This window comes from Novosphingobium sp. LASN5T, assembly GCF_003856955.1.
GTDB lineage: Bacteria > Pseudomonadota > Alphaproteobacteria > Sphingomonadales > Sphingomonadaceae > Novosphingobium.
Genome location: NZ_RQSI01000014.1, coordinates 41,481 through 54,687, shown reverse-complemented (window position 1 = coordinate 54,687; position 13,207 = coordinate 41,481). Strand labels below are relative to the sequence as shown.

Here is a 13,207-nt window from a genome sequence, read left to right as displayed (position 1 = left end):
TCGGTGGCGGGCCGGTAGCAGGATCGAGCCGCGCCTAGGGCGGCAAACCTTGCGGCCGGATGAACGGTCCGCGGCGGAGGCGGCAGGCGGCGCGTCACGCGGCCAGTGCCTTTGGCGCGGTGGCGACCGAATCGTAGCGGCTGGCCCGGTGCGTGCGCAGGAAGCAGCGCAGCGTGCTGTCGATGCTGGCAAGCAGGGCCGGTACGCCGCAATCGCCGGGATGGACCGCGAGACGCAGCGTTGGCAGCACGTGCGGCAAGGCCGTGCGGGCCAGCGCAGCGAAGGCGATCGAACTGGCGATGCGGGGGCGGCTGCGGCTGGCCCAGGTGACCACGGGGCCACGGGCGAGGACCGCGCCGGTGGCCGGCTCCCAGACCTTCATGTGATCTTCCGCCAATGCGAAGCCGGCGTCGCGCGCGGCCTCCAGCGCGCCATCGCTGTAAAGCCAGGCCGGTGCGATGAAGCCGGCGACCGGACGGCCGATCGCCTCTTCCACCAGCGCCCGCCCTCGCGTCATGCGCGCCAGGGCCTCGGCGCGGGAAAGGCTCAGGAACTCGCCTTCACCAGCGGTCATGCGCTTCGCCTTGAAGCCGGCCACGCTACCCTGGGGTGGCGTTTCGTCGATGTGCGACCAGCCGTGCAGGAACATTTCCACGCCCGCATCGGCCCAGTCCCGCAAGCGGCGCTGGAATGCCTGCGCTTCGGCCAGCGGGGCGCCGTGCCAGTGATCGGGAATGACCAGCATGGCAAATCGCGGTCCGCCCAGATGCGCGGCAAGCCGTTCGGCCAGTGCATCGACCTGCCGCTCGAAACGCGGCGAGACATCGTGGATCGACACGAGCAGACGGCGGGAGGAAGAGGAGCTTGCGGTCATCAACGGCGGTTTGGCGCTTGGTGTGATCTGGCGTCAGAAAAAGGCCTGCGGAGCGCAAGCCCATGCCCGATAGACGTCGCCGATCGTGTATTCCAGCAAGCGAAACATCCTTCCGGCTCGTGGCACCGCGAGTGTGCCATTATTGTGACGCCGGTGCCGGCGCCTGGCTCCAAGGACAGGCGGCTGGCCCGAAAGCCGGCCGTCTGTCCCGGGATTGCTGCGCACTTTGGCCCCTATCCGCTGAAGTTGGAATTCAAGGCCGATACCGCATCTAGCCGCTCGCTTCTTCCCGCGATGTGTCAGGGCAATTACAGATCGTTAATTCTCCGCCGCGCGGATCGGATCAGGCACGCCAGATGCCAAGCCCGCGCTTGGGCCTGAAAAGAAATCATTCCACCGCTCGGAAATTGTCTACTTTATGAGTTGAGTTATCTTGAGGGCGTCGGGACGTATTCCGAGTCGACCGGCCGGCAATCCTTCAGGAGATGCAATCATGGCCACCCATACGCTGCTTTCGGGGCTGCCTTCCGGCACCAACACCGATCGCGAACCCCTTGTGCTCACTGTTCCCGGGCTGAACAACAGCGGCCCCGGCCACTGGCAGACCATCTGGGAACAGGAATTCGACAATTGCCACCGGGTCGACCTTGGCCTGTGGGACGATCCACATCGCAACACCTGGGTCAACAAGCTGAACCTGGCGATCCAGCGGGCCGACCGCCCCGTGGTGCTCGTCGCGCACAGCCTGGGCTGCCTTGCCGTGGCATGGTGGGCCGAATACGAACAGCCCGGCCGCGACGGGCCGGTGGTGGGTGCGCTGCTGGTGGCGCCGCCGGACGTGGAGGAGCGCCCGCTTGACCGGCGGCTGACCCGGTTTGCGCCGTTCCCGCCTGCCGAACTGCCGTTCCCCTCGATCCTCGTCGCCAGTCGCAACGATCCCTACCTGCGCTTCAGCGCAGCGCGTCGCCTGGCCACGGTATGGGGCAGCCGTTTCGCCGATGCGGGGCCGGCCGGTCATATCAACGCGGAATCCGATCTGGGCGAGTGGACCTTCGGCCAGCTTCTGCTCTCGCAATTGCTGCCGGACGGCTTGCGTTCGGCGGTCGCGGGCAAGCGGCCGTTGCCGCGTCTCGGCTCCATCGGCGATGGGCGGGGGCAGCATCTGGCGGAGCGCTGATCCGCGGACCATTGCCTGCACCACGGCCCGCGCGTTAAGCCCCGGCAATGGAAATGGCCGGCACAGCACGCGCGGGCGAGCGCAGGATCGATGGCGAACGCCGCGCCGAAATCGGCCGCGAGCGCAAGGCGCGCACCCGCACGCGGATTCTGGCGGCGACCTTCGATCTGTTTGGGCGGCAAAACGGCCTGTTTACCCGCGTCGAGGAAATCTGCGACGCGGCGGGGATCACCCGTCCCACGTTCTATAACCACTTCACCGGGATGGAGGACTTGCGCGAGGCGCTGTCCTGGGAAGTGACGCACGATTTTCTGGCGGCGGTGGTGCAGGCGATCGGCACGCTGCCCGATGCCGCGCAGCGCACCGCCACCGCGATCCGGTACTACCTGCGGCGCGGGCAGCAGGATGCGCGCTGGGCCTGGTCGATCGTCAACATCAGCGCCTGCGGCATCATCTTCGGCGCGGAGACGCACCAGCAGGCGCAGCGCACGGTGGAAGAGGGCATGGCGTCCGGCGCCTTCCGCATCACTGACGCGCGCATCGGCCGCGATGTCGTGCTCGGCGCGACGCTTTCGGCGCTGGTGACCCTGCTGCGCGAGGAGACGGGGGAGGATTACCCGGCGCAGATCGCCGAGTCCGTGCTTGTCGGGCTGGGCATGGCTCCCGCGAAGGCGGCGGTGCTGGCGCGCACGCCGCTTGCCGATCTTTGATGCCCGTTTTCGGGGCACCTGCCCGCATTTCGCAGCGTGACACGCGCGGCGTTCGCAGCGCTTGACTCCCTATCCCTTCCGCGTTCAAATTTTACATATAGTAAGATATGAAAAAGGGGGCGCACAGCCCCCGGACGGGAGTTGTGGGATGCTTCGCGTGTATGGAGGCATGATCGTGCTGGCGCTGGCTGGCCCGGTGGCCGCGCAGCAGCGGCTGGGAGAGGCGCAGGCGCCGCGCGCGCCCGAGCAGATCTATGCGAAAGTGTGCGGGTACTGCCACGGCCGCAACGTCGGCCCGATCCTGCTGGGCCGTCACTTGCCCGCCGAAACCGTGAAATACGTGGCGCGGCATGGCCAGAACGGGATGCCCGCGTTCCGCCCGACCGAAGTGACGCCAGCGGAGCTTGACGCGCTGGCGGCGTGGATCGCGGCGGCGCCCGCGCGCAAGGAGGAGCACGGACAATGAGCGGCTTTTCGATCGATCGTCGCAGCCTGCTCGGCACCGGGCTGGGGGCTTCGCTGGCGGCGGGGCTGGGTACTGGGGCGAGCGCGGCCAACCCCGCGCCGCTGGCGCCGGGGCGCACCAAGGCGGACTTTGCCGGCGCGATGAAGGCGTTCCGGGGCGTGGTCGGCGCGGAATGGGTGTTCGGCGACGAGGAGGCGGTGGTGCCCTGGTCGAAGACCTACATTCCCGATCCCGCTCACCAGTACAAGCCGGTGGGCGCGGTCTGCCCGCAGTCGGTGGAGGAGGTGCAGGAGATCGTCCGCATCGCCAATACCTACAAGCAGCCGCTGTGGACCGTCTCGACCGGCAAGAACATGGGTTATGGCATGACCGCGCCGGCCACGCCGGGACAGGTCGTGCTCGATCTCAAGCGGATGAACCGCATCCTGGAAGTGGACGCCGATCTCGGCACCTGCCTGCTCGAACCGGGCGTCACCTACCAGCAGCTCAAGGATTACCTGGAGGAGCACAAGATCCCGCTGTGGATCGACGTGCCTACCGTCGGCCCGATCGCCTCGCCGGTGGGCAACACGCTTGATCGCGGGGTGGGCTACACGCCCTATGGCGAACACTTCATGTTCCAGTGCGGCATGGAAGTGTGCCTGCCCGATGGACGGCTGATGCGCACCGGCATGGGCAGCATCAAGGGCAGCACGGCGTGGCAGGCGTTCAAGTGGGGCTACGGGCCTTATCTCGATGGCCTGTTCACGCAGTCGAACTTCGGCATCGTCACCAAAATGGGCCTGTGGCTGATGCCCAAGCCCCCGGTCTACAAGCCCTTCATGGTGCGCCATGCCAATATGGAGGACGTGCCGAAGATCATCGAGGCGATGCGGCCACTGCGCGTGTCCAACCTTGTCGCCAACTGCAACCTGATGATGAGCGCATCGTACCAGCTGGCCATGTTCAAGCGGCGCAACGAGATCGTGCCCGATGGCGCGCCGCTCGATGAAGCCTCGCTGAAGAAGGCGGCCAGCGCCAACGGCCTTGGCATGTGGAACACCTATTTCGCGCTCTATGGCACCGAACAGACGGTGGCGGGGGTGGAGCCGATTATCCGGGCGACGCTGACCGCGAGCGGCGGCGAGGTGCTGACGGCGGCGGAGATGGAAGGCAACCCGTGGTTCCACCACCACCAGACGCTGATGCAGGGCGGCCTCAACCTGGACGAAGTGGGCCTGTTGCGCTGGCGCGGGGCGGGCGGTGGCCTTGCCTGGTTCGCCCCCGTGGCGGCGGCGCGCGGCGTGGAAGCGGAGCGGCAGACCGCGCTGGCGAAGGAGATCGTGGAAAAGCACGGCTTCGACTACACCGCCGCCTATGCGATCGGCTGGCGCGATCTGCACCACATCATCGCGCTGCTGTTCGACAAGGCCGACCCGACGCAGGAACAGAAGGCCGACGCTTGCTACCGCGAACTGGTCACGCGCTTCGGCGCGCAGGGCTGGGCCAGCTATCGCACCGGGGTCAATTCGATGGACCTCGTGGCGCAGCAATACGGCGAGGTGAACCGCGACTTCAACCGCACGCTCAAGCGCGCGATCGATCCCAACGGTATTCTCTCACCGGGCAAATCGGGGATTCATCCCTGATTATCGGCGGGTGCGGCATCGGCAGGCAGGGCCAGCCGGGCGGCCCGGTCGATCGTCAGCGCGAAGGGGCGGGCCGGATCGTGCGAGGCATAGCGGAAGCCTTCGGTCCCGGGGGCTTCCCACAGCGCCGCATCCATCGGCCGGCCATCGAGCGATGACCACTCTCCGTCCTCCGGGAAGCGGGTGAACCAGTCCGCCCGGGCCGCGCGCCAGGCGGATAGGCTGGCGACCCAGTCTTCCAGTGCGCGGTCGCGGCCGGCCCAGTCGACCCAGCCGATCGCGTTGTCCTGCGCGTAAGCGTTGTTGTTGCCCTGCTGCGTGCGGCCGAACTCGTCGCCGGCGGTCAGCATGATCGTGCCGGTCGAGCCGAACAGCGTGCCCAGCAGCGCGCGCAGGTCCGCCGCGCGGCGCGCGAGCACGGCGGAATCGTCGGTCTGGCCTTCCACCCCGTTGTTCCACGAAAAGTTCTCGCCATGGCCGTCGCGGTTGTCCTCGCCATTGGCCCAGTTGTGGCGGTGTGCGTAGGCTACGCTGTCGGCCAGCGTGAACCCGTCGTGCGCGGCGAGGAAGTTCACGCTGCGGCAGCGTTCCTGGCCGAACACGTCGGACGATCCGGCGACGCGCGTCGCCAGCACGCCCACGCCGGCATCGCCGCGCCAGAAGCGCCGCACATCGTCGCGGTAGCGGTCGTTCCATTCCAGCCAGGTGTCGGGAAACCGGCCGAGCTGGTATCCGCCGGGGCCGATATCCCACGGCTCGGCGATCATCACCCGGTCGGCCAGCAGCGGATCGGCGGCGATCTCGGCGAAGATCGGGGCATCGGCGGCAAAGCCGGGGCTGCGCGCCAGGATCGGGGCAAGATCGAAGCGGAAGCCGTCCACGCCGGCATGGCGCACAAAATGGCGCAGCGTGTCGAGCGTCAGCCGCCGCACCGCGGGATTGCCGAAATCGAGCGTGTTGCCGCAGCCGGTATCGTTGATCAGGCTGCCGTCGGGCGCGTGGGCATAGGCGGCGTTGTCCAGCCCGCGCAGCGACAGGATGGGGCCGAACACGTCGCTTTCGCCGGTGTGGTTGAACACCAGATCGAGCAGCACGCCGATCCCCGCCGCATGAAGCGCGGCCACGGTATCGCGCAGTTCGGCCACGCCGCCGGGGCACAGGCCGGGATCGAGCGCCATCGGTGCCACCGGGTTGTAGCCCCAGGCGTTGCACAGCCCCAGCGGTGGCAGGTGGCGTTCGTCGATCCACGCCACGATCGGCATCAGCTCCACCGCGCTGACGTGCAGCTTCTGGAGGTGGGCGAGCACGGCAGGATGGGCCAGCGCCGCCACCGTCCCGCGCAGCGCCTCCGGCACATCGGGGTGCAGCATGGTGAAGGCGCGCACATTCACTTCGTAGATCAGCCCGCCGCGGGTGAAACGCGGGGCTTCATGGGGGCAGGCCGGGAGCGCGCCGGGAACGATCGCCTTGGGCACGAGCGGCGCGGTGTCCACCCCGAAATGCGACAGGCGCGGATCGTAGGCGAAGCGGTGGTCCAGCTCCACGGCTTGGGGATCGACCAGCAGCTTGGCCGGATCGAACCACAGCCCGCGTTCGGGCGCCCACGGGCCTGCGGCGCGATAGCCATAGCGCGCGCCGGCAAGATCGCCGGGCAGTTCCGCGATCCACGTCTCGCCGAAGCGCGCCATGGGTTCGCGCCGTTCGCCGCCCTCGTCGAACAGGCACAGCCATACCGCCTCGGCCAGCGGCGCGCGCACCGCGAAGCGCGTGGCGCCCGATCCGATGCTGACGCCGGCCGCCCCGCTCACGTCACCTCCCTCACGTCACCACGTCGGGCGCCATCCGGCCTGTGTGGCGCACGATGCCGGCCACGGCGTCGGCCGCCGCGATCAGGTCGGCCAGCATGGCGGGCGTTTCGCGGTCCAGATCACCGCCGGCGGGTTCGTAGCGTTCCAGATAGACGCGCAGCGTCGCGCCCTCGGTGCCGGTGCCGGACAGGCGGAACACGATACGCGAACCGCCTTCGAACAGCACGCGCAACCCCTGGTTGGCGCTGGTCGAGCCATCGACCGGATCGAGGTACGAGAAGCTGTCGGCCTGCGCGACGGTCAGCGGGCCGAAATGCTGGCCCGGCAGCGTTGCCAGCTTGCCCTGCAGTTCCGCGATCAGCGCGTCGGCGATATCGGTCGGCAAGGCTTCGTAATCGTGCCGCGCGTAATAGTTGCGGCCATAGTGCGCCCAGTGTTCGCGCGCGAGTTGGTCCACGCTGATACCGCGCACGGCCAGGATGTTGAGCCAGAGCAGCACCGCCCACAGCCCGTCCTTTTCGCGCACATGGTCCGATCCGGTGCCGGCGCTTTCCTCGCCACAGATCGTTGCCATGCCGGCATCGAGCAGGTTGCCGAAGAACTTCCAGCCGGTGGGCGTTTCGAAGCAGGGCACGCCCAGCGCCTCGGCCACGCGGTCCGCCGCCGCGCTGGTGGGCATGGAGCGGGCGATGCCTTTCAGGCCCCCGGCATAGCCCGGCGCGAGATGCGCGTTGGCGGCCAGCATCGCCAGCGAATCCGATGGCGTGATGAAGCGCCCGCGCCCCACGATCAGGTTGCGATCGCCATCGCCGTCCGACGCCGCGCCGAAATCGGGCGCATCGGGGGCGAACATCTGATCGAACAGCGCCTTGGCGTGGACCATGTTCGGATCGGGATGATGCCCGCCGAAATCGGGTAGCGGCGTGCCGTTGCGCACGGTGCCGGCCGGAAAGCCCAGCCGGTTTTCGAGGATTTCGATCGCATAGGGGCCGGTCACCGCGCTCATCGCGTCGAACGCCATGGTAAAGCCGCTGGCCACGGCCTGCCGGATCGCGCCGAAATCGAACAGCGTTTCCATGAGATCGGCATAATCCGCCACGGGATCGATGATCGACACGATCGTATCGGCCACCGCGCTGGAACCGCAGGTGTCGAGATCAACGTCTTCGGCATCCACCGTCAACCAGCGGTCGATCACTTGCGTGCGGGCATAGACCGCCTCGGTCACGCTTTCGGGCGCGGGGCCGCCGTTGGCGATGTTGTACTTGATCCCGAAATCCTCGTCGGGGCCGCCGGGGTTGTGGCTGGCCGACAGGATCAGGCCGCCCGATGCCTCGTACTTGCGGATGACGTGGCTGGCGGCGGGGGTCGAAAGGATGCCGCCCTTGCCCACCAGCACCCGGCCATAGCCGTTGGCGGCGGCGATGCGGATTGCCTGCTGGATCACGGTGCGGTTGTGGTAGCGCCCGTCCCCGCCGATCACCAGCGTGGCGCCGGGTGCCGGCTGCACCACGTCGAACACCGCCTGGATGAAGTTTTCCGCATAGTTGGGCTGCGCGAAGACCTTCACTTTCTTGCGCAGGCCGGACGTTCCCGGCTTCTGTCCGGCATAGGGCGAACTCGGAACGGTAACGGTCATCGGTCCTCCGCGATCAGTTCGGAATAGAGGTCGGCATAGGCCTTGCCGCTGCGGCTCCACGAAAAATCCGCCTTCATGCCGTTGCGCTGCAGGCTCTGCCACAGGTCTGGCTGGCGGTGCAGCGCGGCGGCGCGGCTGATCGCCTCGGTCAGCGCCTGCCAGTGGACGCCGGTGAACTGAATGCCCGTGGCGACGCCGGCATTGGTGGCGGCAAGGTTGGCGTCGATCACCGTATCGGCCAGCCCGCCGGTGCGCGCCACCACCGGCACGCAGCCATAGGCGAGGCCATAGAGCTGGGTCAGGCCGCACGGCTCGAAGCGGCTGGGCACGAGAATCGCGTCGCCCCCCGCCTGCATCCGGTGCGATAGCGCCTCGTCATAGCCGATGCGCACGGCGACGCGGCCGGGATGGCGCGCGGCGGCCTGGTGGAAGCCCGTTTCCAGCGCCGCATCGCCCGACCCCAGCAGGGCAAGACGCCCGCCGATCCCGACGAGATGGTCGATCGCTTCGAGCAGGACGTCCATGCCCTTCTGCCAGGTGAGCCGGCTGATCACCACGAACAGCGGACCATCGCCGGGTTCCAGCGCGAACTCCTGCTCCAGCGCCCGTTTGTTGGCGGCGCGTTTTGCCAGCGTGCGAGCGCTGAAATTCACCTTGAGTGCGGGATCGGCCTGCGGGTTCCATTGCTCCGTATCGATGCCGTTGACGATCCCGCGCACCCGATCGCCCCGGCTGACGATCAGCCCTTCCAGACCCATGCCGAATTCGGGCAGGCGGATTTCGCGGGCATAGGTGGGGCTGACGGTGGTGACGGTGCTGGCCGCTTCCATCCCGGCTTTCAGAAAGCCGACGCCGCCGTGATATTCAACGCCGTCCATGGACCAGGCCTGGGGCGGCAGGTCGAGCAGCGGGAACAGGTCGCCCCCGAAATAGCCCTGGAACGCCATGTTGTGAATGGTCATCACCGAAGGCAGGGCCTTGCCGCCGAACGGCGCGAACCGCAGGTAGGCGAGCGCCATGCCCGCTTGCCAGTCATGCGCGTGAACCAGGTCGAAGCCGTGCTTCTTCACCGCTCCGCCGGCGATGTCGGCCGCCGCGCGCCCGAACGCGGCATAGCGCCGCCAGTTGTCGCCCCAGTCGTAGCCGAAGGGATCGACATAGGGGCCGCCTTCGCGCTGGAAGAGGCGCGGCGCGTCCAGCACCAGCAGCGGATGATCGCCCAGCTTGCCGGCCAGCAGCCGCGCCGGCTCCCCCAGCAGGGAATCCCAGGTGTGGATGGCCTTCGCCTTGCCAAGCGCCTTCAACACCGCCGGATAGCCCGGCAGCAGCGTGGTCATCTCCACGCCATGCGGGGCCAATGCATCGGGTAGCGCGCCGGCCACATCGGCCAGACCGCCGGTCTTCACCAGCGGCACGGCTTCGGAGGTGACGGACAGGACGCGAATCGTCATGCGAGGCGCTCTATCATGTCCTTGGTGATCAGGCAGACGCCGTTGTCGGTGCGGCGGAAGCGGCGTGCGTCGAGTTCGGGATCCTCGCCGACGACCAGTCCTTCGGGAATGCGCACGCCCGAATCGAGGATCACGCGGCTGAGCCGCGCACCGCGCCCGATGTTGCAATAGGGCAGGATCACCGCTTCCTCGCACGACGAGAAGCTCCCCATCTTCACGCCCGTGAACAGCAGGCTGCGCCGCGCCAGCGCGCCCGAAACGATGCAGTCCTGCGAGATCAGCGAGGAGATCGCCATGCCGCGCCGCCCTTCCTCGTCGTGCACGAACTTGGCGGGCGCGGCGATGATCTGGTCGGTCCAGATCGGCCAGTCGCGATCGTACATGTTCAGCTTGGGCACGGTGTCGGTCAGGTCGAGATTGGCCTCGAAATAGGCGTCCAGCGTGCCCACGTCGCGCCAGTATTCCTCGATCTCCTCCGCCGCGCGGATGCAGCTGGCGGTGAAGCGGTGAGCCACGGCCTTCCCGTGCTTCACGATGTAGGGGATGATGTCGTTGCCGAAATCGCGCTGCGAATCCGGGGTTTCGGCATCGCGGCGCAACTGGTCGAACAGGAACTTCGTCTCGAACACGTAGATGCCCATGGAGGCGAGCGAGAAACCGGGGTTGCCGGGAATGCCGGGCGGGTCCTTCGGCTTTTCGACGAAGGCGGTGATCGCGTCGTTTTCGTCCACCGCCATCACGCCGAAACCGGTGGCGTCCTTGCGCGGCACGACAAGGCAGCCGATCGTGACGTCCGCGCCCGAGTTGACGTGCTGGCGCAGCATCATCTCGTAGTCCATCTTGTAGATGTGGTCGCCGGCCAGGATGACCATGTATTTCGGCGCGTGGGCCTGGATGATGTCGATGTTCTGGTAGACCGCGTCGGCGGTGCCTTCGTACCACAGCATTTCCGAGATGCGCTGCGAAGCGGGCAGGATGTCGAAGCTTTCGTTGCGTTCGGGGCGCATGAAGTTCCACGCGCGCTGCATGTGGCGGATCAGCGAATGCGCCTTGTACTGCGTGGCCACGCCGATGCGGCGGATGCCCGAATTGATCGCGTTGGACAGGGCGAAATCGATGATGCGGCTCATCCCGCCGAAATAGACCGCCGGCTTGGCGCGGTTGTCGGTCAGTTCGCGAAGGCGGCTGCCGCGCCCCCCGGCCAGCACATAGGCCATCGCATCGCGCGCCAGCGGCTGCCCGTATGTTTCCCGTGCCATGTCCTCTGCCCCTTTCTGTTCAGCCTTCGTATTCGAAATAGAGTGTCGCCAGCGGCGGCAGCACCACCAGCGCCGCGCCATCGTGCGCGGTGATGTGGCCCATGTTGCCCCGGCCGCTGCCGCCATAGACGGCGGCGTCGCTGTTCAGCACCTCGCGCCAGGCACCGTCGTGCGGCAGCGGCAGGCGGTAGTGATCGTGGACGGCGGGCGTCATGTTGCAGACCACGGCCACCGGCTTCTGCCCCGGCGCCTTGCGCAGCCAGGCGAAGACCGAGGCGAGCGCATCGTCGACCACCAGCCAGGAAAAGCCTTCCGCTTCGCAATCGCGCGCGTGCAGGGCCGGGGTGGACGTGTAGGCACGGTTGATGTCGCGCACCCAGCGGCGGACGCCCTCGTGCGCTGGCGCTTCCAGCAGTTCCCAGTCGAGCGACCGCGCCTCGCTCCATTCCCGCCGCTGGGCGAATTCCTGCCCCATGAACAGCAGCTTCTTGCCGGGATAGCCCCACATCATTCCGTAGTAGGCGCGCAGCGAGGCGAACTTCTGCCAGTCGTCCCCGCTCATCTTGGTCAGCAGCGATCCCTTGCCGTGGACCACCTCGTCATGGCTCAGCGGCAGCACGAAATTCTCGCTGAAGGCATAGACCAGGCCGAAGGTGATCTCGTCGTGATGGTAGCGGCGGTGGACCGGCTCGCGCGCCATGTACTGCAGCGTATCGTGCATGAAGCCCATGTTCCACTTGAACCCGAAGCCCAGGCTGGTGGCGCCGGGGCCACCATCGCCCACCGGCAGCGTCACCCCCGGCCAGGCAGTCGATTCCTCGGCCACGGTCACGAAGCCGGGATGGCTGCCATAGACCGCCTTGTTCATCTTCTGGAGGAAGGCCACCGCTTCCCAGTTCTCGCGCCCGCCCTGTTCGTTGGGAATCCATTCCCCGGCCTCGCGCGAATAATCGCGGTACAGCATCGAGGCGACCGCATCCACGCGCAGCCCGTCGACATGATACTGTTCGGCCCAGAACAGCGCGTTGTTGACCAGGAAGCTGGACACTTCGCGCCGCCCGAAGTTGTAGATCGCGGTGTTCCAGTCGGGATGGAAACCCAGCCGCGGGTCTTCGTGCTCGTACAGCGCGGTGCCGTCGAACCGGGCAAGGCCGTGTTCGTCGGTGGGGAAGTGCGCCGGCACCCAGTCGATCAGCACGGACACGCCCGCGCGGTGCGCGCCATCGACGAAGCGGGCGAACCCGTCCGGCCCGCCGAAGCGCGCGGATGGCGCGTAGAGGCCGGTCGTCTGGTAGCCCCAGCTCGGGTCATAGGGATGTTCGCTGACCGGCAGGAACTCGATATGGGTAAAACCCATGTCGACGACATAGGGAATCAGCAGGTCGGCCAGTTCGTCCCAGGTGTGGAACGCGTCCTCGCCGGGCTTGCGCCACGATCCGGGATGAACCTCGTAGATCGACATCGGTTCGCGCCGGGCATCGACCGAGGCCCAGTGCGCGCGGTGCGCGTCATCGCCCCAATCAGGCTTGGCCGGACGCGCGGTAAGCGAGGCCGTTTTCGGCCGCATTTCCGACGCGAAGGCGAAGGGGTCGGCCTTCAGCGGCTGGACCTTTCCGGTCGGGCCGACGATGCGGTACTTGTAGGCCTGGCCCGGCCCCACATCGGGCACGAAGATCTCCCACACGCCGATGTCCGCGCGCTTGCGCATGGGGTGGCGGCGGTGATCCCAGCCGTTGAAATCGCCGACTACGGCAACATGTCGGGCGTTGGGTGCCCAGACCGCGAAATGCACGCCGGGCACGCCTTCGTGCTCGATGCAGTGCGCGCCCATCTTGTCGAACAGGCGGAAATGGGTGCCTTCGTTGATCAGGAAATCGTCCAGCGGCCCCAGCACCGGGCCGAACGAGAACGCGTCGGTCACCCACCATTCGTGCGTGCCGGCCTTGCAGCGGTACTTGACCGGCTGCGCCTTGCCCGTCACCGCGCCTTCGAACAGGCCGCGCCCGTCCACGCGTTCCAGTGTGCCGAGCTTGCGGCCTTTCAGCGAACAGGCGGTCACCTCTTCCGCACCGGGCAGGAAGGCGCGGGCGAACGCGCCTTCCGGGCCCTGATGCACTCCCAGAAGCGAAAACGGATCGGCGTGCGTCCCGCTGAGCAGGGCTTCGATGGCGCGCGCCGATGGCTTCATGATGCTC

General features: G+C 67.5%; 10 protein-coding genes. 4 read left to right on the top strand and 6 right to left on the bottom strand.

From position 1 onward, the window contains the following. Positions 1-94: 94 nt before the first annotated feature. Complete coding sequence (locus EH199_RS11280; RefSeq protein WP_124809352.1) at positions 95-874, bottom strand: DUF2334 domain-containing protein; 780 nt, start codon at positions 872-874, stop codon at positions 95-97. 493 nt (positions 875-1,367) lie between these two features. On the opposite strand from EH199_RS11280, the gene EH199_RS11275 reads away from it, so the two are divergent. The 4 genes from EH199_RS11275 (at position 1,368) to EH199_RS11260 (ending at position 4,855) form a co-directional block, all read left to right on the top strand. Next, positions 1,368-2,051 carry an alpha/beta hydrolase gene (locus EH199_RS11275; protein ID WP_124809351.1) on the top strand — a complete coding sequence of 228 codons (684 nt, stop codon included), beginning with the start codon at positions 1,368-1,370 and terminating at the stop codon, positions 2,049-2,051. A gap of 53 nt (positions 2,052-2,104) precedes the next feature. After that, positions 2,105-2,761, top strand: coding sequence for a TetR/AcrR family transcriptional regulator (locus tag EH199_RS11270; RefSeq protein ID WP_190287233.1), 657 nt, complete (start codon positions 2,105-2,107; stop codon positions 2,759-2,761). 148 nt (positions 2,762-2,909) lie between these two features. Further along, positions 2,910-3,227: a cytochrome c gene (locus tag EH199_RS11265; RefSeq protein WP_124809349.1), complete on the top strand. Its 318-nt coding sequence runs from the start codon at positions 2,910-2,912 to the stop codon at positions 3,225-3,227. After that, a complete protein-coding gene (locus EH199_RS11260; protein WP_124809348.1) occupies positions 3,224-4,855 on the top strand; it encodes an FAD-binding oxidoreductase in 1,632 nt (543 codons plus the stop codon). Before EH199_RS11265 ends, EH199_RS11260 begins: the two co-directional genes overlap by 4 nt. On the opposite strand, the gene glgX is transcribed toward EH199_RS11260, so the two are convergent. From glgX to glgB, 5 genes are read right to left on the bottom strand one after another with little or no spacing between them, the layout of a single operon-like run. Further along, positions 4,846-6,663 carry a glycogen debranching protein GlgX gene (gene glgX / locus EH199_RS11255; RefSeq protein WP_223806624.1) on the bottom strand — a complete coding sequence of 606 codons (1,818 nt, stop codon included), beginning with the start codon at positions 6,661-6,663 and terminating at the stop codon, positions 4,846-4,848. The two genes, EH199_RS11260 and glgX, sit on opposite strands and share 10 nt — an antisense overlap. 10 nt (positions 6,664-6,673) lie before the next feature. Continuing rightward, positions 6,674-8,302, bottom strand: a complete 1,629-nt coding sequence (locus EH199_RS11250) for an alpha-D-glucose phosphate-specific phosphoglucomutase (protein ID WP_124809347.1) — start codon at positions 8,300-8,302, stop codon at positions 6,674-6,676. After that, on the bottom strand, positions 8,299-9,753 hold the full coding sequence (gene glgA, locus EH199_RS11245; protein WP_124809346.1) for a glycogen synthase GlgA: 1,455 nt from the start codon (positions 9,751-9,753) through the stop codon (positions 8,299-8,301). Before glgA ends, EH199_RS11250 begins: the two co-directional genes overlap by 4 nt. Further along, positions 9,750-11,012 carry a glucose-1-phosphate adenylyltransferase gene (gene glgC / locus EH199_RS11240; RefSeq protein WP_124809345.1) on the bottom strand — a complete coding sequence of 421 codons (1,263 nt, stop codon included), beginning with the start codon at positions 11,010-11,012 and terminating at the stop codon, positions 9,750-9,752. The genes glgA and glgC overlap by 4 nt, the downstream gene beginning before the upstream one ends. Before the next feature lie 19 nt (positions 11,013-11,031). Further along, positions 11,032-13,200 (bottom strand): 1,4-alpha-glucan branching protein GlgB, encoded by a 2,169-nt coding sequence (gene glgB / locus EH199_RS11235; RefSeq protein ID WP_124809344.1) that lies wholly within the window; start codon positions 13,198-13,200, stop codon positions 11,032-11,034. Positions 13,201-13,207 lie beyond the last annotated feature (7 nt).

What these genes read in the sequence shown, in the direction of transcription:
- EH199_RS11280 (WP_124809352.1), bottom strand. Translation starts at nt 874, where the DNA reads ATGACCGCAAGCTCCTCTTCCTCCCGCCGTCTGCTCGTGTCGATCCAC.
- EH199_RS11275 (WP_124809351.1), top strand. Translation starts at nt 1,368, where the DNA reads ATGGCCACCCATACGCTGCTTTCGGGGCTGCCTTCCGGCACCAACACC.
- EH199_RS11270 (WP_190287233.1), top strand. Translation starts at nt 2,105, where the DNA reads ATGGCCGGCACAGCACGCGCGGGCGAGCGCAGGATCGATGGCGAACGC.
- EH199_RS11265 (WP_124809349.1), top strand. Translation starts at nt 2,910, where the DNA reads ATGCTTCGCGTGTATGGAGGCATGATCGTGCTGGCGCTGGCTGGCCCG.
- EH199_RS11260 (WP_124809348.1), top strand. Translation starts at nt 3,224, where the DNA reads ATGAGCGGCTTTTCGATCGATCGTCGCAGCCTGCTCGGCACCGGGCTG.
- EH199_RS11250 (WP_124809347.1), bottom strand. Translation starts at nt 8,302, where the DNA reads ATGACCGTTACCGTTCCGAGTTCGCCCTATGCCGGACAGAAGCCGGGA.
- glgA (WP_124809346.1), bottom strand. Translation starts at nt 9,753, where the DNA reads ATGACGATTCGCGTCCTGTCCGTCACCTCCGAAGCCGTGCCGCTGGTG.
- glgC (WP_124809345.1), bottom strand. Translation starts at nt 11,012, where the DNA reads ATGGCACGGGAAACATACGGGCAGCCGCTGGCGCGCGATGCGATGGCC.
- glgB (WP_124809344.1), bottom strand. Translation starts at nt 13,200, where the DNA reads ATGAAGCCATCGGCGCGCGCCATCGAAGCCCTGCTCAGCGGGACGCAC.